Source organism: Streptomyces sp. NPDC051664, from assembly GCF_044453545.1.
Classification (GTDB): Bacteria; Actinomycetota; Actinomycetes; order Streptomycetales; family Streptomycetaceae; genus Streptomyces.
Genome location: NZ_JBITCU010000024.1, coordinates 86,970 through 109,821, shown reverse-complemented (window position 1 = coordinate 109,821; position 22,852 = coordinate 86,970). Strand labels below are relative to the sequence as shown.

Annotated in this window: 18 protein-coding genes and 2 pseudogenes; 16 read left to right on the top strand and 4 right to left on the bottom strand. The window is 69.3% G+C overall.

Features of this window, described 5'->3' with window-relative positions:
* Positions 1–40: 40 nt before the first annotated feature.
* The 10 genes and pseudogenes from ACIA8E_RS31435 (at position 41) to ACIA8E_RS31390 (ending at position 16,124) form a co-directional block, all read left to right on the top strand.
* Complete coding sequence (locus tag ACIA8E_RS31435) at positions 41–2,914, top strand: hypothetical protein (protein WP_399303111.1); 2,874 nt, start codon at positions 41–43, stop codon at positions 2,912–2,914.
* Positions 2,915–2,929: 15 nt separating this feature from the next.
* Positions 2,930–3,799, top strand: a complete 870-nt coding sequence (locus ACIA8E_RS31430; protein ID WP_399303109.1) for an immunity 49 family protein — start codon at positions 2,930–2,932, stop codon at positions 3,797–3,799.
* 206 nt (positions 3,800–4,005) lie between these two features.
* A complete protein-coding gene (locus ACIA8E_RS31425) occupies positions 4,006–4,314 on the top strand; it encodes a hypothetical protein (protein ID WP_399303107.1) in 309 nt (102 codons plus the stop codon).
* Positions 4,212–4,873 (top strand): annotated as a pseudogene (locus tag ACIA8E_RS31420) (immunity 49 family protein). The gene ACIA8E_RS31425 and the pseudogene ACIA8E_RS31420 overlap by 103 nt, the downstream one beginning before the upstream one ends.
* Positions 4,874–5,741: 868 nt before the next feature.
* On the top strand, positions 5,742–6,053 hold the full coding sequence (locus ACIA8E_RS31415; protein ID WP_399303105.1) for a hypothetical protein: 312 nt from the start codon (positions 5,742–5,744) through the stop codon (positions 6,051–6,053).
* A 108-nt stretch (positions 6,054–6,161) separates the two neighbouring features.
* Positions 6,162–7,502, top strand: a complete 1,341-nt coding sequence (gene eccD / locus ACIA8E_RS31410) for a type VII secretion integral membrane protein EccD (protein ID WP_399303103.1) — start codon at positions 6,162–6,164, stop codon at positions 7,500–7,502.
* A 54-nt stretch (positions 7,503–7,556) separates the two neighbouring features.
* Complete coding sequence (locus tag ACIA8E_RS31405) at positions 7,557–9,092, top strand: MinD/ParA family protein (RefSeq protein ID WP_399303101.1); 1,536 nt, start codon at positions 7,557–7,559, stop codon at positions 9,090–9,092.
* Between the two features lie 37 nt (positions 9,093–9,129).
* Positions 9,130–13,104 (top strand): type VII secretion protein EccCa, encoded by a 3,975-nt coding sequence (eccCa, locus tag ACIA8E_RS31400; protein ID WP_399303099.1) that lies wholly within the window; start codon positions 9,130–9,132, stop codon positions 13,102–13,104.
* Between the two features lie 70 nt (positions 13,105–13,174).
* Positions 13,175–14,593: a DUF6177 family protein gene (locus ACIA8E_RS31395; RefSeq protein ID WP_399303097.1), complete on the top strand. Its 1,419-nt coding sequence runs from the start codon at positions 13,175–13,177 to the stop codon at positions 14,591–14,593.
* Positions 14,594–14,780: 187 nt separating this feature from the next.
* Positions 14,781–16,124, top strand: coding sequence for an esterase-like activity of phytase family protein (locus ACIA8E_RS31390; protein WP_399303095.1), 1,344 nt, complete (start codon positions 14,781–14,783; stop codon positions 16,122–16,124).
* A gap of 100 nt (positions 16,125–16,224) precedes the next feature.
* On the opposite strand, the pseudogene ACIA8E_RS31385 reads toward ACIA8E_RS31390, so the two are convergent.
* Positions 16,225–16,635 (bottom strand): annotated as a pseudogene (locus ACIA8E_RS31385) (hypothetical protein); the annotation flags it as partial.
* The gene (locus tag ACIA8E_RS31380) at positions 16,628–16,792 is read right to left on the bottom strand and encodes an ATP-binding cassette domain-containing protein (RefSeq protein WP_399303119.1); all 165 of its coding nucleotides are present in this window, start codon (positions 16,790–16,792) and stop codon (positions 16,628–16,630) included. The gene ACIA8E_RS31380 and the pseudogene ACIA8E_RS31385, both read right to left, overlap by 8 nt.
* Positions 16,793–16,927: 135 nt before the next feature.
* Here ACIA8E_RS31380 and ACIA8E_RS31375 point away from each other — a divergent pair, with 135 nt between their 5' ends.
* Positions 16,928–17,491 carry an HD domain-containing protein gene (locus ACIA8E_RS31375; protein ID WP_399303093.1) on the top strand — a complete coding sequence of 188 codons (564 nt, stop codon included), beginning with the start codon at positions 16,928–16,930 and terminating at the stop codon, positions 17,489–17,491.
* Here the strand turns inward: ACIA8E_RS31375 and ACIA8E_RS31370 are convergent.
* Together ACIA8E_RS31370 and ACIA8E_RS31365 are read right to left on the bottom strand one after the other, a co-directional pair.
* The gene (locus ACIA8E_RS31370) at positions 17,479–17,946 is read right to left on the bottom strand and encodes an NUDIX hydrolase (protein ID WP_399303091.1); all 468 of its coding nucleotides are present in this window, start codon (positions 17,944–17,946) and stop codon (positions 17,479–17,481) included. The two genes, ACIA8E_RS31375 and ACIA8E_RS31370, sit on opposite strands and share 13 nt — an antisense overlap.
* On the bottom strand, positions 17,939–18,706 hold the full coding sequence (locus ACIA8E_RS31365) for a helix-turn-helix domain-containing protein (RefSeq protein WP_399303089.1): 768 nt from the start codon (positions 18,704–18,706) through the stop codon (positions 17,939–17,941). The genes ACIA8E_RS31370 and ACIA8E_RS31365 overlap by 8 nt, the downstream gene beginning before the upstream one ends.
* 96 nt (positions 18,707–18,802) lie before the next feature.
* On the opposite strand from ACIA8E_RS31365, the gene ACIA8E_RS31360 reads away from it, so the two are divergent.
* The 5 genes from ACIA8E_RS31360 (at position 18,803) to ACIA8E_RS31340 (ending at position 22,309) form a co-directional block, all read left to right on the top strand.
* Positions 18,803–19,495 carry an HAD family hydrolase gene (locus tag ACIA8E_RS31360; protein ID WP_399303087.1) on the top strand — a complete coding sequence of 231 codons (693 nt, stop codon included), beginning with the start codon at positions 18,803–18,805 and terminating at the stop codon, positions 19,493–19,495.
* Between the two features lie 107 nt (positions 19,496–19,602).
* Positions 19,603–20,505 (top strand): radical SAM protein, encoded by a 903-nt coding sequence (locus ACIA8E_RS31355; RefSeq protein ID WP_399303085.1) that lies wholly within the window; start codon positions 19,603–19,605, stop codon positions 20,503–20,505.
* The gene (locus ACIA8E_RS31350) at positions 20,498–21,139 is read left to right on the top strand and encodes a hypothetical protein (RefSeq protein WP_399303083.1); all 642 of its coding nucleotides are present in this window, start codon (positions 20,498–20,500) and stop codon (positions 21,137–21,139) included. The genes ACIA8E_RS31355 and ACIA8E_RS31350 overlap by 8 nt, the downstream gene beginning before the upstream one ends.
* Positions 21,057–21,710, top strand: a complete 654-nt coding sequence (locus tag ACIA8E_RS31345) for an SAM-dependent methyltransferase (protein WP_399303081.1) — start codon at positions 21,057–21,059, stop codon at positions 21,708–21,710. The genes ACIA8E_RS31350 and ACIA8E_RS31345 overlap by 83 nt, the downstream gene beginning before the upstream one ends.
* Positions 21,711–21,721: 11 nt before the next feature.
* Positions 21,722–22,309 (top strand): class IV adenylate cyclase, encoded by a 588-nt coding sequence (locus ACIA8E_RS31340; RefSeq protein WP_399303079.1) that lies wholly within the window; start codon positions 21,722–21,724, stop codon positions 22,307–22,309.
* Positions 22,310–22,852: the final 543 nt, after the last annotated feature.

Sequence of the window (22,852 nt, the reverse complement as noted above, 5' to 3'; positions counted from 1 at the left end):
TCCCGGATCTGGATCTGACGAAGCCCGGGGTGCAGACCAAGTGATCAAGCCGGAAGCGATACCGCAGTTCACCGGTGACCTCGGGCAGCTGGAGAGGGACTACGGCAGCCTGAAAACCGATGCCGGGCACATCCGCGGCACCGGGTCCGATGTCCACACCCAGTTCCAGGGTTTGTCCGCCTACTACCAGGCACCCGAGGCGGAGAAGCTGTTCGCGTCGACGAAACCGGTCCAGGACCGGGCCGACACCTTCGCCGACGACCTGGAAAAAGTCTCCACCGCCCTGTCGGACTACGCCACCGAAGTCCGTCCGCTGGCCGCGAAGCTCGAGCAGCTGAAGACGGACGCGACGACGTTCGTCAACGCGAACAAGGACGACGACGACTGGGAGTACGACGAAGACAAGATCGACGAGCACAACCAGCTCCGCGACGACGTCACCGCCACCGTCGCCGCGTTCTGGGCCGCCGAACGCACCTGCCACAACAAGATCACCGCCCTGTTCGGCGGAACCCAGATGGTCGCCGGCGACGGATCCGACCGCAAAGACCAGTACGGATTCAACGCCGACGACCTCAAGAACGCGAAACTCCCCTGGGGTGACCCGGTCGAGGAGAAGCACCATGTCTGGGAAGTCGGCCACTGGGTCAAGTCGTTCGTCTGGGACGGACTGATCGTCGACGGGATCTGGGGCACCATCAAGGGCCTGGGAACCCTCGTCGGGTTCGGCGGCTGGGACGCCATGGGCCAGGCCTGGAAAGGCCTCGCCCAACTCGCCACCGGCCTCGCGATCACCTCGATCCCCGGCGCCAGCACCTTGTTCTGGACCCTCCCCGACGACAAACTCCCCTCCTGGCTGCGTGACTCACGCACCGCGATGAAGGAAACCGGCAAAGCACTCGTCGCCTGGGACGAATGGGGCAAGAACCCCGGACGCGCCGCCGGAGCCGTCACCTTCAACGTCCTGACCACCGTCTTCACCGGCGGCGCAGGCGCCGGAGTCTCCGGCGCCGGCAAAGCCGGCGCCGTCGCCAAGGTCCTCTCCGTCGCAGGCAAAGCCGGCAAGGTCATCGACCCCATGACCTACATCGCCAAAGGCGCAGGCGCCGGCCTCTCCAAAATCGGCGACATCACCAAAGGCCTCAAGGGCATCGAGAACATCGAGATCCCGAAGCTGCCGGACGACGCGATCGTGCTGCCCGAGGGCTCGTTCAAGCTGCCCGACGGCGCGGTACACCTCCCCGAGGGAGCAGTCATCCCGGACGGGGCGGTCAAGCTCCCCGACGGCAACATCAAGCTGCCCGACGACGTACCCGTGCTGCCCGAGGGCGCCACGAAACTGCCCACAGAGCCCGGCGCACCGGCCCAGTACTTCGACCACGACGGCAACCTCCTCAACGAGAAGGGCGACGTCATCCAGAAAGCCGGGGACGCCCGCCCGGAAGGCTCCCCGGACATCCACCCCGACACCGGCGCCGACACCCCACACATCGGCTCACCCGACAGGGAACCCGTGCTGGTCGGCGCGGGCGCCCACACCGCCGACACCACTGCCCACGTCGGCGCCGACGCGGGCGACCACGCCATCCGCATCGGCGACAGCCTCGGCAACGACCTCGGCGACATCGGCCGCACCGGCGACAACATCCCGGGCAACAACATCGGCGACAACCTCCCCGGCGGCAACAGAGGCAACCACCTCCCCGGAGGCGGAGTCGGCGACCACATGCCTACCGGCCACGCCGGCGACAACCTGCCCAGCAACAGCCTGGACAACGCCCCGCCCGGCAGCCGCATCGGCGACAACGTGCCGGGTCCCCGCACCGAGACCCCCGGCGCGGGTTCCTCCGCCGGCCACGACGTACCCGGCGGCTCCAACGCGGACAACGGGCTCCCCCACACCGGCGACCACGGCCCGATCGGCCCCGGCAGCCTGGACGACCTGGGACACACCGCCGACGACGCGGGCCATGGCGCGGACGACGCAGGCCACGTCGCCGACGACGGGACCACGCCGGCGAACCACGCGGACGAGGGCACCGGAAACGGCGGCCACAACGGGGAGCGGGAGCTGACCCCCGCCGAGCGGAAGCAGATCCAGGACGAGCACATCCGGAAGGCCAACGACCCTGACAAGACGTGGTTCGAGAAGTACTACGACAGTCGGGGCCATCGATTGGACAAGTCCACGAAGGAGAGCGGCGTCGAGCTGCCCATCCTGGCCAAGGACAGCAACGGTAACTGGATATCCAAGTACGACATGCCGCACGGACCGTCCGAGGTCAAGGTCGACCGGACGCCGCTCGGGCGGAACTCCGCCGATCCCATACGTCTCGGGGACCTCGACAACGCGGCGAAGAATCGTCATCTGGGCATGGAGCTCAACGACGCGCAAAAGGCATTCGACGACGCCCCGTCCGACACGACGAAGCACGCCCTCGAAGCCGCGCAGGACGCCTACCGCGACCAACTCGGTGACATTCCCAACAACAGCAAGCTGGGCGAGCGGCTCGGTGAGGACGCCGCCGCGTTGCACGTCGTGCCCAATGAGTTCCCGACAGCCCAGGTGGTCGACCTCCCGAAGACGCCCAATGGCGCCAACATGTTCGACCAGGTGTACAAGCTCAGCGATGACGGCGACTACCTCATCGTCGAGGCAAAGGCCCCTTCCGGGGAGCTCGACTGGCGTCAGGGCGTCGGCGACACGGCCCAGGGCATGAGGGTCAAACAGGGCACCAAGCTGTACATCCACACCATCCTGGCGGAGATGTGGAAGCGCGGCCCCGAGGACATCAAGATCGCGGACGATCTCTTCGACGCACTGGAGGATGGAAAGCTCAAGTACGTACTGGTGAAGGCGAACGGCAACGCGGGCTCCTACGCTGGTGCCGTGCTGGAACATTTCAAGATCTGACAGAGGAGAGTTTCAGTGGTCACGAGCATTCCCCGCCACGATTTCCCGACGGAGGAAACCGCGGAGGCCATCGCGGCGCGGGCTCAGAGCACGAATCGGGTGATCGCTCGGCTCGAAGGGTCCGAGATGGCCGGCTCGCGTGCCCTGAGCAGCACGCTGACCGTGGCCAAGTCGTACTGTGCGACCGACCCTGAGGCGACGAAGTTCGAGACTTGGGAGGCCTGGGTCACGGCCATGCAGGTCGGCTCGGCCCTGTTCGCTGCGGGCACCGCGCCCGAGGGCCCGGTGCCGTCCCGGATCGGGGTCGACGGCGAGGTGAAGAACCTTCCGGCGACCGGGCCGAAGCCGTACCTGCATGCGGGGGCCTGGCTGACCTCCTTCTACCTGGCGGTGATCTGCCGCGAGAACCAGCGTCTGGAGCAGCTCGCGCAGGTCCCCGTCTCGTTCCTGCGTGCTTCGGGTGCAGTGTTCGACGAGTTCATCTACGACTGGGTGGAGGCTCTGCAGAGCTTCTGGGCCGGTCGCGCTGAGGACATGTGGAACAAGCTCGTCGCTGCGGCGAAAGGCACCGCCCCCGAGACAGTCGGCAACGCCGACACGGAACTGGTGCTGAAGATCCTCTACCCTCCGATCAATCTCTTCGACCGTTACCAGCGCGTGGACACAGCACAGTTCAACGAGGCGCTGGTCGACGCCCTCACATGGCACAAGCAGTACTGGACCGCAGACGAGGCACGCTCTCTCAGCAGCGACGGTCTGGTCGCCCTTGCCCCGCTCGCCCTCGCCTGCTTGGCCCGCGACGGAGGCATCCCGATCGAAGTCGAATCGGAGTACCTGCCCAAGGAGCTCCTGGAGTTCGGCTGGGCGGGCGAGGTCGATGCCTGAGCCGTCGGCGTGAGGGCTGTAACCGTCGCCCTTCCCCCTGCATGGTGTGCCAGGGCCCAACGCAGCGGCTCGAGTCCGCCCGAAACCCGGTGTCGATGCCGCGACCGTCACCGCAGTCCCGCCGCGATGTCATCGAGTGGCTCCTCATTGCGGGCCAGTGCCCCTGTTGACCCCTACATTCTCCGGGTCGACGAAGGAGATAATCAGTGGTCACGCAGATTCCCCGCCACGGCTTCCGCACGGCCAACGCGACTGCAGCCATGGCGCCGATCATCAAGGCCGGCGAAGAGGTGCTCGACGATCTCGAGACGTCCGAGTTCGACCGCTTCGATGCCTTGGGCTATGCCCTGGCTGCAGCGGAGTGGCACTGTTTGACGGACCCCATGGCCACGGAGTTCCCGACCTGGGAGGCGTGGGTCACGGCCATGCAGGTCGGCTCCGCCCTGTTCATCTCGGGTACGGCGGCCGAAGGGCCCGTGCCGTGCCGTGCCGTATCGGGAGCAGGGGCGAGGTGAAGAACCTGCCCGCGACCGGCCCACAGGAGTACCTGCACGCGGGGAACTGGCTCAATTCCTTCTATCTGGCAACGATCTGCCGCGAGAACGAGCGTCTCAACCAGCTGGCGCAGGTGCCTGTCTCGTTCCTCCGCGAGTCCGGCGCGGAGTGACGAGTACATCTACGCGTGGGTGGAGACCCTGCAGAACGCCTGGTTCGGGCGGCGGGAAACCTGGGACACCCTGGTCACGGCGGTCAATGGCACCGGCCCCGAGAGGGCACAGGTCGCCGGCAAAGAGCTGATGCTGGAGATTCTTTATCCGCCGCTGGAGCTCTTCCACCGCTATCAGCGGCAGGATCCCGAAGTTCAACGCTGCGCTGGTCGACGCTCTCACCTGGCACAAGGAGTACTGGACCGCCGACGAGGACCGGGCCAAGGATCCTGATGGCCGTATCGCTCTGGGCCCTCTTGCCCTGGCCTGCCTCGCCCACGACGGCGAGATCGCTCTCGCAGTGGAGTCCGACTACCTGCCCAAGCACCTCCTGCAGCGCAGCTGGCTCGGCGAGTTCCCCACCTGAGCTTCAGGGCAGCGGCGCTGATGTCTACTGTGCTCCGGGAGCACGAACTGTTCGAGCCCATAATTCTGGAATGCCACTGGTTCGCCTACGGCGTCGGCGTCATCAGCATTCGCTACGCGAGTCTCCGTGATGGGGCGTCTCGGCGAAGCCGACCTCTCGCCCAGCGGAATCGGCAGAGCCCACTCGCCATCGCTTGTATGGCCCGCGATGCCGACATGCCGATCGAGGTCGAGTCCGAGTACCTGCCCAAGGAGCTCCTGGAGTTCGGGTGGGTCGGCGAACTCGACACCTGACCCTCAACCCGCAGCTGACAAAGATTGTCCATGGAGGCGCGGCGCCGTGGCGAAGGATCTTCGGTATTCGGGCAGGCACATGCGCGTGCCGAAGCCGGTGCGTGAGCAACTGAGCGGCTCGGCTCGATGCCGGCACGCCCACGGGGCCGAGCAGCTCCGGTCGTTCATCGACATCGTTGCGGACCGAGCAACCCCGGCGCCCCGCCGTTCCTCATCCCCGCCCCGCGTCCCACCGGTCCACCGTCTGTATCGCCCTGATTCCTGTCCTTTGGAACTGCTTCATGATTGTCCGGGGACTGTCCCACTCCCGGCTCCGGGTTGTACTGGTGACTTGTCCATGCCTTATGTTGCGGAGGCAAGGCAAGGGGGATTTCCGTATGCCGCAACACACGCAGCCGACTGCAGCGCAGCGGACGACATCGGCCGACGCCGGCGTCGGCACCGTGGTGCGCGTCGGGCGTGCCCGATGGGCAGTGGCCGGTCGAGGCGACGTTCATGCAGTGGACGCAGGACGCGGTACGCGCGACGGTTCACCGGCGACCGAGGCAACGGACGACTGAGGCAGCGGACGACGAATGGCACGGGATTACGACAGCCAGCTACTGGAGTCGGTGGCGGTACGCCGCCGCAGGATGCGGGACGCGCTGCTGTTCGGTGTGCAGCGGTCGCGGCGCACGGCGGACGAGCGGCTCGGGAAGGTGTTCGCCGGGATCGCCATCGCGGCTGTCCTGTGCGCGGGATGCGTCGGGTGGTCCTTCCTCCAGCACACGCTGGCGAAGCAGAAGGCCGAGCAGGAGAAGCAGCAGCGCCAGGAGCAGCAGTACGACCAGCCGACGCCCGCGGCGAAACCGGACAAGTCCGGGAAATCCAGCCCCGGTTCTCCGTAGTCCCGGCCGCCCGATGACGACTTCCGTGAACAGCACCCTGGGCGCGTCCAGCCGGCCCCCGTCCTCAACGTCGCGACGATAGGTTCCCGTAAAGTGGTGAGCACAGCAATGACTTCCCGGGCTCAGCTGAGCCGGGTGACCCTGGTGGGCGAGCGACGCCGGGCCGACATCGTCCTGCCGTCCGATACGCCGATCGGCCAACTGCTTCCGGACATATTGCAGTTGCTGGACGACCGGGCCGCATCGCGCCCGATGACACGGCAGTTGATCACGTCGGATGGTTCCGCGCTGCCGCACGACAGCACGCTGTCCTCTGCCGAGATCGCGGACGGCGCCGTGCTCCGGCTGGTCCGGGCACACTCCGCGCCGCCCGCCCCCGTCGTGCACGACGTCACCGATCTGGTGGCCGACGACCTCGACCTCCAGGCGTGGTGCTGGCGTCCCGCCGCCCGCCGGGCCAGTGCGGGCGTGGCGACCGTGGCATTCGCGGTGATCGCGGCACTGCTCGCACGCCGCGAGTTCGCGCTCGACGCCCTCGCGGGGGCGCTCGTCGCCGTCACGCTCCTCCTCCTGGTGGCCGGCGCGCTCGTCGCCAGGATCGGCCAGGGCAACCGCGGCCTCGCGACCGCCCTGCTGCTCGCCTCCGGCGGCCTCGGCATCCTCACCGCCTGGACCGCCGCGGACGCCTACGACTGGTCGGGAACCGCACGGCTCGCGGCCGTCGCGGGCGCGCTCGTCGTCGTACTGCTGCTGCTCGGCTACTTCTCGCCGCTCGGCCGCGGCGGACTCATCGGGGCCGTGGCCACCGCCGCGATCACCGTGGTGTGGGAGGCCGTCGCCGCAGTCCAGGGCGACCTGTCCCGGCTGGGCGCCGTGATGGCTGTCTTCTCCGTGGTGCTGCTCGGGCTGCTCCCCCGGCTCGCGCTGATGGCCTCCGGGCTGACCGCACTCGACGACCGCCGCTCCGGCGGCGTCTCCGTCAGCCGCCACCAGGTGGGCAACGCCCTCGCGGCCACCCACCGCGGCCTCGCTCTCGCGACGACGGTCACCGCCGTCTCCGCGGCGGCCGGCGGCTGGCTGCTCACCCAGGCGCAGACACCGACCGTGTGGACCGCGGCGCTGCCCGCGCTCGTGGCCCTCGTGCTGCTGTCCCGGGCCCGGGCCTTCCCGTTGGTCGCCGAGGTCGTGGCACTCATCGCCGCCGCCGCGGTCCTCGTCGTGCGCCTCGTCATGGTGTGGATGCAGCACTCCGGAGGCGCCGGGCCGCTCGCCGTGCTGTGCGCGGCCGCGGTCCTGCCGCTGCTCGTCCTGGCGGTGCAGCCGCCCGAGCATGTGCAGGTCCGGCTGCGTCGCATGGCCGACCTGGTCGAGTCCATCGGCGTCGTGGGGCTGTTCCCACTCGCCGTCGGGGCGTTCGGCGTGTACGGACAGCTGCTCAACAAGTTCTGAGTCGACGCTCAGGCGCTCCGAGCGGGGCAGCAGGGCGGAAAGAGGAAGGCTGACATGCCGAACGGAGACAACTGGCAGGGCGATGTGCTGCGCGACCTGCGCGGCGCCGCCGGCCGGCAGAGCGAGCCGCAGCAGGGCCCGCCGCAGCAAGGAGCGGGGCAGCAGAGCGCGCAGGACCCCGCCGGATACGCGCAGGGCGGCCCCACGCCGAACGCCGCGACCGGGCACGCAGCACCCCAGCAGGGACCCCCCGCACCGGAGTCCGGCTACGGGTACCCGCCCCAGCAGGGCGCCCCCGCAGTACCCGACGGATACGCCCAGCACGCCCCTGCGCCGGACGCCACATACGGGTATCCGCCCCAGCAGCAGGCCGGGCCCATACCCGACGCCTCATACGGATACGCACCACAGCAGCAGAACACCCCCGCGCCGGACCCCGCCTACGGCTACCCGCCCCAGCAGGGCACCCCCGCAGGCTCCGCCGGATACCCGCAAGCCGCGCCGGACCCCACGTACGGGCACGCACCACACCAACAGGCCGCCCCCGCACCGGACCCCGCCTACGGCTACCCGCCCCAGCAGGCCGCCCACCGGGCCGCCCCCGCGCAGCAGCCCCGGGCCACACCCGCGCAGACCTCCGCCTACACCCCCACGACCCGACCCCACCACGCCCCCGACTCCCGGCCCGTGGTGGACAAGGCCCTGGTCACCGCGGGGCGCAAGCCCCGGCACGGGCAGTCGTTCGCCTCGCGTGCCACGCGCGCCCTGCGCCGTACCGTCTCCTCGTCGGCCGCTAAGGAGGTCGCCGAGATCACCCGGATCGCCGAGGTGCTCCAGCAGCCTGTGACGACCGGCCGACAGATCTCCGTCACCTCCATCCGGGGCGGCGCCGGCAAGACGACCGTCGCGGCCCTGCTCGGCACCACGTACGCGCACTACCGGCAGGACCCGGTCCTCGTCGTCGAGGCCGATCCGGCGCTCGGCTCCCTGCCGCTGCGGCTCGGCGCGGAGACGCTGCGCTGGACCATCGGCGACTTCGCGGACATCGTCGAACCGCAGATGTCACTGCTCGACATCACCGGCTACCTCGTCCAACTGCCGGGCAACGCCTGGCTGCTGCCCGGCAGCCAGGGGCAGATCGGCGCGATGCTGGGCAGCAAGGCGTACGAGGGCGTCATGGTCTCGCTGCGCCGCTACTTCGGTGTCACGGTCGTCGACTGCGAGACGCTGCCCGCCGAGGTCGCCCGGGTCGCGCTCTCCGCCTCCCAGGCCCGCGTCCTGACCGCCCCCGCCACGCTGGAGGGGGTCACCAGTACGTACTCGGTGCTCCAGTGGATGCAGGGGCTGCCGCAGCATGTCATCGCCGGCACGGTCGTCGTGCTCACCGAACTGGTGCCGCACCCGGGGCTCGACCTGGCCGAGGCCGCCGAGAAGCTCAGGTCCACCGGGGCGAGCGTCCAGGTCCTGCCGTACGACCGGCACCTCGCGGCCGGCGGACTGATCCGTACCGAGCTGCTCGCCCACTCGACCCGGGAAGCCGCCACCCGCCTCGCCGCGGACGTCTTCCAGCTCTCCCAGAAGCGCCACTGACCCAGATGCCGAGCCCGACCGTGAGTGACGGACGCCGATGAGTACCCGACTGATCCACCGCCCGGCCAGGACCACCCGGCCCGCTGCCCCCTCCGAGGCGCGCACCATCGAGGCGCCGCCCAACCTCCCCGAGGGGAAGTCGGGCAACATCGCGATGTCGCTGCTGCCCGTCGCCGGTGTCATGTCGTCCGTCGTGATGATGACCGTCGTACGCAACAGTCAGTTCGCCGGGCTCGGCGCAATCATCCTCGTCGTCACCGTCATCGGCTCCGTCGCGCTCGTCTTCTCCCAGCGCGGCAAGGCCCAGCGCACCCGCCGCACCCAGCGCGAGGCCTACCTCGCCTATCTGGAGGACCTGCGCGAGGAACTCTCCGGCGAGGAACGCGAACGGCGCGAACGCACCGAGATCCTGACGCCGCCGCCGGACGCCCTGTACGACATAGTGCGCGACCCGGCCCGGCTGTGGGAGCGCCGCCGCCACGACGGCGACTTCCTGCGGGTCCGCGTCGGCACCGGCGAGATGCCCGTACGGGATCTGAAGGTCGCCCAGCAGGGTTCCTCGGTACTCTCCCCGCCCGACCGCTTCATGCTCAACGAGGCATCGGCACTGATGTCCCGGTTCCGCACCGGCACCGAACTCCCGCTCACCGTCCCGCTCGACCGCGTCGGCAACGTCAGCGTGATCGGCCCCCGCGAGGACTGCCTGCGCGTCGCCCGCGCCCTGCTCGTCCAGACCGCCGCCACGCACGCCCCCGACGACGTGGCGATGGCCCTCGCCGTACCCGGCGACCGGCTCGCCGACTGGGAGTGGGCCAAGTGGATGCCGCATCTGCTCGACCCCGAGCAGCTGGACGGCCCGGTCGCCGCCCGCCGCATCGCCCCGTCCGCACCCCAGCTCGCCCGGCAGATCGGAGCGGAGCTGCGCCGACGCGCCTCGTACGCGGCCGAGGTGCGCCGCGGCCTGTCCGGCAAGGACGCCCTGTCCATGACGTCACGGCTGCTCGTCGTCGCCGACGGACACGGCGAGGACGCCGTGGACCTGCCCTGCCCCGACGACGCGGTGGGCCTGCGCGAGATGAGCGTCACGATGCTGCACCTGCTCGAACAGCGGGTCCAGGAGCCCGGACACGTCGGCGTACGCATCACCGTCGACGGCGACCAGGTGCTCATCGAGGACCTGCGCGAGCAGGAACCGATCAGCGCCCACGGCACCGTGGACGAGGTCAGCATCCCGTTCGCCGAAGGCCTGGCCCGGATGCTGGCGCCGCTTCGGCTCGCCGCCGAGTCCCTCGCCGACGCCCCGCTGTCCGGACCCGTCGACTTCGCCGACCTGCTCGGCATCGACGACGTCGCGCAACTCGACCTCTCACGCCTGTGGGCGCCGCGCGGCGAACGCTCCTTCCTGCGCGTGCCGATCGGTGTCAGCGACTCCCGCGAGCCGGTGCTCCTCGACCTCAAGGAGTCCTCCGAGCTCGGCATGGGCCCGCACGGCCTGTGCGTCGGCGCCACCGGTTCCGGGAAGTCGGAGCTGCTGCGCACCCTCGTCCTCGCCCTGGTCGCCACCCACCCGCCGGAGGACCTCGCACTCGTCCTCGTCGACTACAAGGGCGGTGCGACGTTCGCCCCGTTCGCCGACCTGCCGCACGTCGCCGGTGTCATCACCAACCTGGAGAACCAGGCCGGGCTCGTCGAGCGCGTCCACGCCTCGCTCGCCGGTGAGGTCAAGCGCCGCCAGCAGGTCCTCAAGGACGCGGGCAACGTCGCCGACATCGGTGACTACGCCGCCCTGCGGTCCGACAAGCGGCCCGACCTGGACCCGTTGCCGCACCTGTTCGTCGTCATCGACGAGTTCGGTGAACTCCTCACCGCCAAGCCGGACTTCATCGACCTGTTCCTGTCCATCGGACGCATCGGCCGCTCCATCGGCGTGCACCTGCTGCTGTCCAGCCAGCGCATCGAGGGCGGCAAGCTCAAGGGCCTGGACACCTACCTCTCGTACCGGCTCGGCCTGCGCACCTTCTCCGCCGACGAGTCCCGCACGGTCCTGGACACCACGGACGCCTTCCACCTGCCGCCACTGCCCGGCTTCGGCTACCTCAAGGTCGACACCAGCCACTACGAGCGCTTCAAGGCGAGCTACGTCTCCGGCGCCTACCGCGGCCCCGTACAGCGCGCGGAAGAGGTGGACACCGGGCCGCTCGCCCTCGAGTACGAGGCGTTCAACACCCTCGCCAAGAAGGAGGGTTCCGGCGATCAGGAGCCGACCGTACGGCGCCGCGAGACCGGGCCGACCGAGATGGGCGTCATCGTCGGACAGCTGGAGAGCGCCGCCGGTCCGGTACGCCGCATCTGGCTGCCGCCGCTCCCCGACGCCATCGCCCTGGACAAGGTCGCCGGCCCGCTGGACGTCGGCCCGCGCGGCATGCAGCTGGCCAAGCGGAGCGGCCCGCTCCGGGTTCCGCTCGGTCTGCTCGACGACCCCACCAAGCAGTGGCAGGGCCAGTGGTACCTGGACCTCACGGTCGCGGGCGGCCACGCCGCCGTCATCGGCGGCCCGCAGTCCGGCAAAACCACCCTCCTGCGCACACTCGCCCTGTCGATCGCACTGACCCACACCCCGCAGGAAGTCGGCGTCTACGGCCTCGACCTCGTCGGCGGCGGCCTCCAGGCACTGGCGGACCTGCCGCACGTCGGCGGCGTCGCAGGCCGCGCCGACCGCGAACGCGCCGGACGCACCGTCGAAGAAGTACGCAACGCGCTCGCCGCCCGCGAGGAGCTGTTCCGCGAACACGGCATCGACTCCGTCGAGCAGCTGCGCACCCTGCACGCGGCAGGCCGGCTGCCCCAGCTGGCCTCCGCCGAGATCGTGCTCATCATCGACGGCTTCGGCGCGCTCCGCGACGACTTCGAAGAGCTCGACGACGCCGTCGTCGACATCCTCAAGCGCGGCGGCGGCTACGGCATCCATGTCGTCGCAGGCATGCTCCGCTGGAACGACGTCCGCATCGCCACCCAGTCGAACTTCGGCACCCGCGTCGAGCTGCGCCTCAACGACCCCAGCGAGTCCAGCATCGACCGCAAGCTCGCCCAGACCCTGTCGCCCGACGAGCCCGGCCGCATCCTCACCGACAGCAAACTCTTCGCACAGGTCGCGCTGCCCCGTACGGACGGGCTCCCCGACACGTCCGCCCTCGGCGCCGTCCTGGAACGGACGGTCCGCACCGTCCGCGCCACCTGGAGCGGCGACGTCGCCCAGCCCGTACGGGTGCTGCCGCACGTCCTGGAACCGCACCTGCTGCCCGGCCCGGTCGCCGAACCCAAGCGGGTACCGATCGGCCTGGACCAGACGGCCCTCGCACCCGTCCTGCTCGACCTGTTCCACCACGACCAGCACCTGCTGATCATGGGCGACAGCGAATGCGGCAAGACGAACCTGCTCAAGACCGTCGCCGGCGGACTCATCGAGCGCTACAGCGAGGACGAGCTGGTCTTCGCCGTCATGGACCCACGGCGCGGACTGCGCGGCGCGATCCCCGAGGAGTTCCGCGGCGGCTACGCGTACAACGCCAAGATGTGCGCCGGCCTCGCCGCCGGCATCGCCACCGAGCTGGAGAAGCGGCTGCCCGACGACAGCGCGGGCACCGAGGACCTGGAGCCCGGCAGCTGGGGCAGCGGCCCACGGATCGTGGTCCTCGTCGACGACTACGACGTACTGACCACCGCGGGGCTCGCCCCGCTCGCACCCTTCCTGCCGTACATCCCCTCCGCGGTCGACATCGGGCTCCACTTCGTCCTGACCCGCCGCGTCGCGGGCGCCTCGCGCGGCATGTACGAGCCGCTGATGCAGGGCCTGCGCGAATCCGGCGCCTCGGCGATCGTCATGGCGGGCGACCGCAGCGAAGGCCAGCTGTTCCCCGGGGTGTACGCCACCCAGCAGCCGGCCGGCCGCGGCGTACTCATCCGCAGAGGCCAGTCGAACCGCCTGATCCAGACCGTGTACACCGCCGGATGACGCCCCCGGGAACCGTCCCGCGCACCGCACCGACATCCACGCCCCGCACCACGAAGGACCGGACGACCACATGACCAAGGACGTCATCGCCCTCACCCGGAGAATGCCCGACCCGCTGACCGTGCTCGCGGGTCTGCTCTCCGGAGGCCCCGACAAGCTGGTGGAGACCCTGGGCGAGGACGCCGTCGTACGGCTCTGCGACGAGGAAGGCCGCCCCCTCGTCTCCGTCGAGGCACCGCTGCTCGTACAGGTCGCCGGCGAGGCCGAGCGGCTGCTCGGGGCGACCGCACCCGCCGTCCCGTTCTGGTGGACCGAAGCGCGCGCCACCACCGGCGTCGAGGAGGCCGAGCGGCTCGCGGGCACCTTCGCGGCCCGCCTCATCAGCCTCGCCGGGGGCTCCGCCTGGCCACCGGAGGCCGCGCGCTCCGTCGCCGTGGTGAAGACCGACGGCGTCAGCGTCGCACCCACGCCCGCCGCCGCCCAGCCCGCAATCGACGCGCTCACCGACAAGGTGGCCGTCGTCATCCAGGACCGGCCGGTGGTCGCCATGACGGCCTGGCTCTCCGACGCGTTCCGGGCCACCGCCGACGCCGAGCTCGGCCTCCAGATCGTCACCTCCCCGGGCACCACGCTCTCCCCCGCCGTACGCAACAGCCTGACCGGCTGGCCGTCGCGCTGGGTCGTGCAGGACGAGCGGGACGGCTACTACGACGGCCTGTCCGGCGCCGTGCTGAGCTGGCAGAACGGCATGTTCGCAACGGTCGAAGCGGCCGACGCGACGCCCGACGACCCACGCACCCCGGTGGCCGCCTCCTTCAAGGAGTTCGCCGACACCGGCGAGCGCCAGCTCGCCATCTCGTTCCGCACCGTCCACCCCGCCGACGACCGGCTGGTGCTCGGCGGCGCCCTCGAATCGGTATGGCGCGAGCTCACCGGCAACCCCCCGGCCGGCTGGGGCACCGCCGAGCCCGCCAACCTGCCCTGGTCACTGCGCCAGCTCACCGATGTCGCCCACGACAGGTCGCCCGCGCCGACCTGGGTCGTGGTGGTCGGCAGCCCCGACCGGCCAGGCCTCGCCACGGTCCGCATCAGCCGTACGACGGGCGGCGTGGAGGAGGACGTCACCCTGGCGTTCGGCTACGGGCCCGACGAGGAACCACCGGTGGACGCCCTGCCCCGGGTCGCGGAGATCCTCGCCACCCGCCACCACCTGCAGTCGATGCTGATCCAGCTCCGCAAGGCCCGCCGCGACCTGGCGGTACCGCCCCGCTTCGAAGGCCCCGGTGTCCCGGTGGCGTTCGTGCTCGGCGCCGAGGAGGTCCGCGAGATGCCCGGCGACCGCGCCCGCCGCACCCCGCTGTCCGAGCCCCCGGTCCAGCTCGGCCCGAAGACCCGCCCCGCGCTGTACTACCCGCTGCCCGGCGACCCTTCGGACCTGTCGGGCTGGCAGGACTTCGAACGCCTGATGCGGCATCTGAAGGGCGCCTGACCGGTCTCCCCAGGGCAACTCATCCTGCGGCAGCACACGCGCCCGGCGACCACCCCACCGGTCCGCGTCCCCGGCGATCCTTATCGACAGGGGCGCGACGCCCTCGCTTCACCACTCTGCTGACGGATGTTCATCACCGGTGACCAACCTGGCCCTTCACTGTTTCCACTTGTGGAGGTACCCACACATGACTCGACCGGCCCGCCGCCGGGTCGCCGTCGCGGCAGTCTCGGCACTCGCCGTTTCCCTGCTGCTGCCGGCCGCGGCTGACGCCACCACCCAGTCGGGACCCGAGCAGGGTGTCTCCGGCAAGGTCGTCCGCACGTCCGCCCTCCCGGACATCCCGCTCGCCACCTTCTCCAACGCCCTGCTGCACCACTCGGTGGCCGACGACCACGGCGTCGACCTGGGCGGCATCGGCAGCGACCTCTTCCCGGCCGGACGACGCGGGGAGTTCTGGACCGTCACCGACCGCGGCCCCAACGGCCAGATCAAGATCGACGGTGTCAACCGGCGGACCTTCCCGGTCCCCGGCTTCGACCCCGCGATCGTCAAGGTCAAGGTCGAGGGCTCCAGGCTCGAAATCCTCAAGGCGCTCCCGATCCGGACGCGCAGCGGCGCACCCGTGACCGGCCTGTCCAACCAGAGCGGCCGTGACGAGAACCCGTACACCTACGACGCCTCCACCCCACTGGGGTTCAACCCCGACGGGCTGGACACCGAAGGCATCGTGCAATCTCACGACGGCACGTTCTGGCTGGTCGACGAGTACGGCCCGTCACTCGTCCACGTCTCGGCGACCGGCCGGGTGCTCACTCGGTACGTCCCCAAGGGCCTGGCTCTGAAGGGCGCCGACTACCCGGTGGTCGAGGGCCTCCCGTCGGTCTTCCTCACCCGCAAGGGCAACCGGGGCTTCGAAGGCCTCGCCCAACTTCCGGGCGGGGACCTGGTCATCGCCCTGCAGAGCCCGCTGCTCAACCCCTCCAAGCAGGTCGGCGAGGCATCGGGAACCACACGTCTGCTGCGCTTCTCGCCCCGCCGGGGCAAGGTCACGGCCGAGTACGCCTACGCCTTCGACCCGGTCGGCACGGTGGACCCGGGCGAGGACGACCCGACCGAGCTGAAGATCTCCTCGGTGGTCGCGATCGGCCCGGACACCCTGCTGGTGCAGGAGCGCACGGACCGGGCCGCCCGTCTCCACCGGGTGGTGCTGCGGCCCGGGAACAACATCCTGGGCACCGCCTGGGACTCGACCGCCACCACCCCGTCGCTGGAGGCGCTGCCGAACCCGGCGGCCGCCGGGGTGCCGGTGCTCTCGAAGAAGCTCGTCGTCGACCTCAACACGGTGCCCGGCGCGCCGAAGAAGATCGAGGGCGTCGCCGTCGTCGACTCGCGGACGATCGCGGTCATCAACGACAACGACTTCGGCATGACCGACGGCGCCGGCGCGTTCGGCCCCGACGGCCGCCTCGTCGACAGCGGTGTGGAGACCACGCTGGTCCAGATCCGTCTGGACGCACGGCTGCGCTGAGTCCCCGGCCGCCGACGGCGGCCACGAGAGGTCCCGGCCCGTGTGCGGGCCGGGACCACGTGCTCGCCGGGACCGTCCCGGCGTCACCACCGCCGAGTCGTCAAGCGCGTGGGCGTTCAGGCGTCCGGTCTCTTCCGCGCCGGTCGTACACAGTCACCCGTCGCCCTCGGACCAGCTCGTCTGCCACCACCGTGAAGTACTCCTTCAGTACGGCAGACTTCGCCTTGTCACGCCGCGCCGACACCGGCCATGCCACCTCGGGCGCATCAGTGACCAGCAGGATCCGCTCTTGCGCCAACATCGCGGTCCGTATCCGGACCGGACCGGCCTCCTCGCCATTCAATGTCCCGGACGCCACGGGGCTCCTCGCCAGCGCGATGTCCCGCAGGCCGACGAAACCGTCGGGGGAAACCAGTGCAGTATCGCGCCGAGCCGCCGGTATGAAGAGCACTGCATCCCCGGCCTTCTTCAACTGCCTCACGTGCGCCGCAACCGCCAGAACGTCATCCACCAAGGGCGCCAGTCGGCTCGTCAGCGAGAACTAGGGCCGGCTGCTTGACCATGAGTCGGGCGAGCGCCACACGCTGCTGCTCTCCGCCGCTCAGATGATGGATCTTCTCTTCCTCTCGCCCCGCAAGACCGACGCGATGTGACAGGCACCCCGTCACCAAGCGCTCTCGTAAATCAGGTTGCTCTCCCCGTCGTGACCATCGAGCCTGCAGGCTGTCGGGCGAGGCGGAGGGTGAAGGAACAAATTGCCCGGCTGAGGCTGTACAAGGCTTCACCTGGGCAAGTTCCTACCCATGAACGAAGCAATGACGGAGTGGGCGTGCACAGTGGCCGAGGCAGAGTTGTGTGGGCCGCTTCCTCGCCGGTGGGCGCACTCGCAAGGGGTCGCGCAGCGCGCGGTCGAAGTGGCCGGGATCCTGGGCGATGATGCGGAGCTGCTGACCTCTGCGGCCGTCCTGCACGATGTGGGCTACGCACCGCGGCTGGCGGCGACCGGATTTCATCCGCTGGACGGCGCGCGGTTTCTTCGTGACGTCCATGCTGCAGATGAACGGCTGGTTCGGTTGGTGGCGAACCACTCGTTGGCGTTGCTGGAAGCTCAGGAGCGCGGATTGCGGGACGTGCTTGAGGCCGAGTTTCCGCTGCTCGACGACCATCAGCTCGTGGACGCCTTGGTGTACTGCGACATGACGACGACGCCCGATGGAGAACGCACTTCCGCCGAGGCCCGGCTGGCGGAGATCATGGACCGTTACAGCGCCGACAGCGTGGTGGGACGGTTCATCCGTCGGGCATCGCCAGAGATCCTTGCTGCTGTGGAACGGGTGGAGGCAGCGCTGACGGCTCAGCCCAGGTAGGGGTACGTGCCCGCTAGGTAGTCGCCGATCTGCTGGCGCATGCTGGGGTGGATGTCGTATTGGTCGAGGTCGGCCGGCTGGATGAAGCGGACGCCGTCGGCCTCGTCGTTGATGGTGGGCTCGCCTCCGACGGGGCGGCCGATGTAGGTGTTCTCGTACTGCTGGCGGATTTCGCCATCGGTGTAGGCGACGATGTGGTTCGGGTTGGTGTAGACGCCCAGGAAGCCGGTGATCTCGGCGATGATGCCGGTCTCCTCCAGGCATTCCCGTACCGCGCACTGTCCCGCCGTCTCGCCGATGTCCTGAGCGCCGCCCGGCAAGGCCCACTGGCCCGTATCGCGACGGCGCTGGAGCAGGATGGCGCCGTTGTCGTCCACGACGAGCAGGTTGTTGGCGGGGATGAGGGTGTTCGCCTTGGGCGCCTTGGGATCGTTGTAGTACTCAGTCCTACCCATGCGGAGAGGTCCCCTCCTGGTCCGGCGTCCAAGGGCGCGCTGTGGCCCAGACGGCTTCGAAACTCTGAGCGTAGTTGTCGAACCAACCTGTGGCGTCGACTCTCTTGAGATGGAGCAGTGGGTTCGCGCTGGCTGGCTGACCCCACACGTGCGGGTTGACCAGCAGGTTGTCGTCGTAGCGGAACATGGAGGTGTAGAGCGTGGTGTCGTGCAGCCGGACCTCGCAGCCGGCCTCGGGCAGTAGGGGGCGGTAGTAGGTCAGGGAGGCGCGGATCTTGGCGCCGAGGGTGTCGCCGATGCCTTCTTCACGACCTCGGATGGCCGCCGCCTGGCCGTTTGACTCACCGAAGCACAAGCGGACTTGGACGCCGTCGGCCGCGCGCCCGGCAAGCATCTTGGCCACGTGCGGGTTGGACTGGGCGAAGAAAGTGCCGGAGAAGACGAGCACGCTGATCTGCTTCTGGGCTCCCTTCAGGAGCGAGAGCCATGTGTCCCGAGGAACGCTGGCCCTGTTCTGAAAGGTGCCGATGAGTTCGGAGCCTAACCCGGCGTTCGGTTGGCCCGCGCTCGGCGGCGGGGCCGGCCAGAGGAAGGTCTCCTCCACACGCAGGTGCTGGGCGACGTGAAATCGGTGGCGTGGGTGGGGCACCCGTCCGCCAAGCCAGCGACTGACGGTTTTCGGGTCTACCTCGCAGGCTTCGGCGAGCGATTCTGGTGAGACGCCGCGTTGGGCGAGTACGGAGTGCAGTCGCTCGTTCACAGCACTATCCAAGCCGAGGCGGCCGGAAGCGGGCAAGGACGCTTTGGGACGTTCCCGCGAAGCTGACGCCGTGACCGGCGTATCTACGCTGGTGGCATGGAGCTCATCGTCCTGTGGGACATCGACCACACGCTCATCGACAACTCAGGGGTGAGCAAAGAGATCTACGCCGCCGCGTACACGGCGCTGGCGGGGACCCTCCCGTCCGGGCCGGCGCGGACGGAGGGCCGTACGGATCGTCTGATCATGCGCGACATGTTCCAGCGGGAAGGGCTGTCCGAGCCGGACTGGGCGACTGTCGAGGCTGCTCTTGCTGGTGCTGGGGCGGAGCGTCTCCACGAGCTCAGCAAGCGCGGGACAGCCCTGCCAGGCGTCCGCGATGTCTTGAAGGCGGCCTCGGTACGAGAAGCCTGGGTCTCATCGGTCCTGACCGGCAATATCGCGTCCAATGCGCGCGTGAAGGTGTCGGCGTTCGGACTTGACCCCTTGGTGGATCTGGCTGTTGGCGCTTACGGGGCCGATGCCCTCCAGCGTCCCGGCCTGGTGGCCGTCGCCCAGGAGCGTGCCCAGCGCCTCCGGGGCGTACGGGATGACGTGCCTGTCGTGCTTGTAGGGGATACGCCGAGGGACGTCGAGGCGGCACTCGCCACGGGCTCCGGGATCATCGCCGTCGCTTCTGGCGTCCACAGCCCCGAAGAGTTGGCCGCTGCCGGCGCATCCGTGGTGCTACCGGATCTGACGGACACCGCGCAGGTGCTCGGGATTCTGGAGAGCTTCGCGGCGCACTGAAAACGTCCCAGGACGTCCCCGGATCGTCCGGATACGCGGTGATGCGGTCCTTTGCCGTTCCGCCAGCATCAGGTCTCCCACCAGGCAACTGCCCGAAGGAGACCCAGATGATCGGCGAAGTCACCGGTATCCGCAGGATCCGGATGCTGTACCTGCAACTGCTCTACCGCTGCAACTTCGAGTGCCTGCACTGCTTCCACGGCAAGCGGCTCCAGCACGCCGACGCGTTCACCGCGGACGAGGCGATCAACCTCCTCACGCTCATGCGCAAGCAGTACGGCACCGACGCTGTCACCCTGCTGGGCGGCGAGCCGTTCGTCTACAAGAACCTCACCCAGGTCGTCCGGTACGCCAAGCAAGAACTGGGCATGCAGGTCGAGATCTGCACCAACGGCTACCGGATCGAACGTCGGCTGACCGAGATCGCCCCCGACCTGGACCTGCTGCGGGTCTCGCTGGAGGGCATCGGCTCGACCAACGACCACATCCGCAAGTTCGGGAGCTACCAGAGTGCGCTGAGCGCACTCGACATCGCCCGAGGACTCGGTGTCCGCACCGGCGCGACCATGACGGTCACCTCTCGCAACATCGATGAGGTGCTGCCGCTCGCCCGCACCCTCCAGCAGTACGGGGCAGAGCAGTTGAAGCTCCACTGCCTGCGGCCGGTCGGCAACGCAGCCGCTCACCCCGAGCTCCTGATCACCGACCCCGCTGCGTACATCCGCCTTCGAGGCCAGCTCCAGACGGCCGAGCTGGACATCGAGGTGATCGTCGACGCGGACCTGTCCGAGCACGGCGCCCCGGAGATCTGCGCTCCCGAGGGAGGCCCCAAGGCAATCGAACGGATCGAAGTCGACCCGCGCGGTGCACTCACCATGTCCTGCAAGGCCGTCGGCAAGGACTCACACGCCTTCTGGTACGACAAGCTCGCCGACCACATCGACCACTGCCCATCCGCCACCGACGAACTCACCCTCGCGGTGCCAGACGTGGTCTACGGCCGTGTCTGACGCCCCACTGTTCGAGAGCCTCGAAGGACTCCGCGGCACCGGCAAGTCGACCGTCGCACCGATGCTGGCAGCAGCCCGTGGAGCCGTTCTGGTCCCGACCGTGCCGCTCATCTACCAGGCGCTGCGACGCGAAGTGGACCTGCGGGAGAACGCCGAGGCCCGGATGTGCTTCTACCTGTCCGCGCTGTTCACCGCGGCCGATGAGATACGGCGCCACCTGTCCGAGAGCACCCCCGTCGTCGTGGAGAGCTACTTCGCTCGCTGCCTGGCCAACCACCGCGCTCTCGGCGCCCGTCTCCGCGTCAGGCTTCCGCCCGACCTGCCCCAGCCTGTGACCTACCAGCTGACATGCGGCGAAGACGAGCGCCGGCGTCGGCTCGCTGACCGGACCAAGCCCGTATCCCGCTGGGACGCCCTCGTCGAAGGCGCAGCCGACCGGGTTACCGACGCCTACGCCCAGTTCCCGATGCACCCCGTGGACACCACGCGGCTGGACCCCGACGAGGTCCTCCAGGCGATCCTGGCCACCGACACGCAAGGAGCCAACCACCGTGCATACACAGAGCCTGTGGGAACACACCCTCACCTTCTTCCCCCAGTTCCTCGCCGCGCTGAAGGAACGTGCCGCTCCTGACGCCACTGTCGCGGTCGTAGGCGCGAGCGACGGCAAGTTCATCCTGCCGCTGGCCGCAGCCGGCTATCGCGTGATCGCCGTAGAGCGTGATCCCCTTGCTCTTCACGGCGGTGAGGTCAGCCTCCCGGGTGACAACCGCGCTCACGCGATGGGCCTCATCGACCGTCTCAAGCTTGAATCGCTCTACGACAGCGTGCAGGTGGTGGAGGAAGACTTCCTTCAATGGGAGCCGCTGGACATGCCGTGCGACGCCATCTGGACGAGCTGCTCGTGGCATTACAGTGCCAACCACCACCGTCCGCTCACCGAGTTCGTCACCCGCATGCAGGCTTCCGTACGCCAGGACGGCCTGTTCGGCGCGGAGTTCATGATGCCCGTCACCCAGCGCCAGCATCTGGTCGAGCACTACACGTCCCCCGAGAAGCTCCGGCGCCACTTCATCGGCGACTGGGACGTTCTTCTGACCCTGCGAACCAATGAGTTCGCCGAGCGGGCCCACATCGGTCAACTCCAGGACCACACCCACCGGATGGGCCTGCTCCTCGCGGCCCGCACCCCCTCCTTTCGCTAAGGGAAGAGCCCATGAAGCACGAGTACGAGGCCAAGTTCCTCGCCATCGACGTAGCCGCCCTCCAGGCCAAGCTCACCGCTCTCGGTGCCACCCAGGCGTTCGCGCGCACCCTTCTCACCCGCAAGATCTTCGAGAATGATGCCCTCGAAGGAGGTGCCTGGGTGCGGCTGCGTGACGAGGGCACGCGATCGACACTGACCCTCAAGCAGGTCACCGACGCCACTACGATCGACGGCACCACGGAGATCGAGACCGTGGTCGCGGACCTGCATGCCATGGCCGAGATCCTCCGTAGCCTCGGCATGCGTGAAGTCCGGTACCAGGAGAACTACCGCGAGGAGTGGCGCCTCGGCGAGGTCGCCTTTGACTTCGACACCTGGCCGGACCTCCCCACCTTCGTCGAGATCGAAGGGCCGGACGAGGCATCGGTCCGGCAGGCGGCTGCCCTGCTGAAACTCGATTACTCCGAAGCTCGGTTCGGCAGCGTGGATGAGATCTACAAGAGCGAATCCGGCCGCGACATCCTGGCCGAGCCCACCCTCCTCTTCGCGGACGCCGGCAAGGGCGAGGCAGCTCCCGTGTCCGCCCAAGGCCGATGACCGTGGGGGCCGAGCTGTGCTTATGGAACTGGCCGTGCCCCACCGGGTGATTCCCGGGATCGCCGAGTTCGCCCGTGGCGGTCTGCCCGCGCCGGCAGGCACTGACGACGCCAACCACTGGGTCGATGGGCTCTGCTGGCTCTACTGCGGCCAGAGGTGGACGCGTGGCCTATGGATCGGTCCCGTGAGCGTGGCCGGTGCCCAAGCAGCGATGTACGCCTGCGGCCCATGCATCCGGGAGCTCCAGGAGCAGGTCTGGCAATCCATCCTCCTCAACGATGATCCGGGTCGTTCGACGCGGTCCGGGGTTCCCGCTGAGGCTGAGCCTGATGGCCGACGCCGGGTGGGGAAGCATCGAGCACGAGGCGGATTCCTCCGCCGCGGATAAGCCCGCTTGGTGTGGGCGGTCACGGAGCCTCTCCACGGCGATGACGCCACGCGCTGCACCATCCAGCCGCAGGGGGGGGGGCCCCCCGGGGGGCCCCCCCCCCCCGCGGGGGGGGGGGGTGGGCGGGGCTGGGGCCGGGGGGGGTAGGTGGGGCC

Excerpts from the sequence above, each read along its gene's own strand:
- ACIA8E_RS31415 (WP_399303105.1), top strand. The coding sequence starts at position 5,742 with ATGGCACGGGATTACGACAGCCAGCTACTGGAGTCGGTGGCGGTACGC.
- eccD (WP_399303103.1), top strand. The coding sequence starts at position 6,162 with ATGACTTCCCGGGCTCAGCTGAGCCGGGTGACCCTGGTGGGCGAGCGA.
- ACIA8E_RS31405 (WP_399303101.1), top strand. The coding sequence starts at position 7,557 with ATGCCGAACGGAGACAACTGGCAGGGCGATGTGCTGCGCGACCTGCGC.
- eccCa (WP_399303099.1), top strand. The coding sequence starts at position 9,130 with ATGAGTACCCGACTGATCCACCGCCCGGCCAGGACCACCCGGCCCGCT.
- ACIA8E_RS31395 (WP_399303097.1), top strand. The coding sequence starts at position 13,175 with ATGACCAAGGACGTCATCGCCCTCACCCGGAGAATGCCCGACCCGCTG.
- ACIA8E_RS31390 (WP_399303095.1), top strand. The coding sequence starts at position 14,781 with ATGACTCGACCGGCCCGCCGCCGGGTCGCCGTCGCGGCAGTCTCGGCA.
- ACIA8E_RS31375 (WP_399303093.1), top strand. The coding sequence starts at position 16,928 with ATGAACGAAGCAATGACGGAGTGGGCGTGCACAGTGGCCGAGGCAGAG.
- ACIA8E_RS31370 (WP_399303091.1), bottom strand. The coding sequence starts at position 17,946 with ATGGGTAGGACTGAGTACTACAACGATCCCAAGGCGCCCAAGGCGAAC.
- ACIA8E_RS31360 (WP_399303087.1), top strand. The coding sequence starts at position 18,803 with ATGGAGCTCATCGTCCTGTGGGACATCGACCACACGCTCATCGACAAC.
- ACIA8E_RS31355 (WP_399303085.1), top strand. The coding sequence starts at position 19,603 with ATGATCGGCGAAGTCACCGGTATCCGCAGGATCCGGATGCTGTACCTG.
- ACIA8E_RS31340 (WP_399303079.1), top strand. The coding sequence starts at position 21,722 with ATGAAGCACGAGTACGAGGCCAAGTTCCTCGCCATCGACGTAGCCGCC.